Source organism: Capnocytophaga sp. oral taxon 332 str. F0381 (assembly GCF_000318275.2).
Taxonomy (GTDB): domain Bacteria; phylum Bacteroidota; class Bacteroidia; order Flavobacteriales; family Flavobacteriaceae; genus Capnocytophaga; species Capnocytophaga bilenii.
Genome location: NZ_KB291280.1, coordinates 5,479 through 6,103 on the forward strand (window position 1 = coordinate 5,479; position 625 = coordinate 6,103).

Annotated in this window: 1 protein-coding gene; it reads left to right on the forward strand. The window is 35.7% G+C overall.

Going from position 1 to position 625, the window contains the following annotated elements; genetic code table 11:
* Window positions 1–625, forward strand: a 625-nt coding sequence (locus tag HMPREF9075_RS03375; RefSeq protein ID WP_009415097.1) for a hypothetical protein, incomplete at both ends; no start/stop codon positions are given.

Consider the following 625-nt stretch of genomic DNA (forward strand, 5'->3'; position numbering starts at 1 on the left):
ATACCAGCTATTATGATTTTAAAATTGCAGTATTACCTGCAGGACAAGTATTACTCTATTTAAGTGGAGCCAATACTATTTTAGTTGGTGAATATCAAGCAAAAGAATATATTGTAGAAGGAGATTATGCTTTCCATAAAATAATGGAAGTGCCAGAAGGAACCCTTGCAGGTCAGTGGTCAAGAGAAACTGCTGTACAACAATATCAAAATAGTATGCCACAACAAACTCAAGAGGAGATCAGAAATAATAAACTTTCAACTCATATATGGAAGGAGGTTATCATTAAATACCCTTGGCGTTTTACCATCCATATTGCGGATAAAGATGATTATCCTCTAAAAATGATTTCCCGTCCTTATGATCACGGCAAGTATCTTTTATTTATTGATGGGGAGAAAAATATGCATTTTGACCTTGATTTTCTAACAGGTTTTGCCCCTAAACCTATTCCTGTAGAAATAGATGCTGTGTATGATGGGCAAGAAGGTGAGTATGTAATAAGGGTTTACCCTGGTAATGTAGGGGGTGAAGAGTTTATTGCTTTGCCTTATGAGCAATATCGCAAGCGAGAGCAACAACTTGTAAAGCTTTTTAAGGAGTTTTATGAAAGGATAGGAAAACA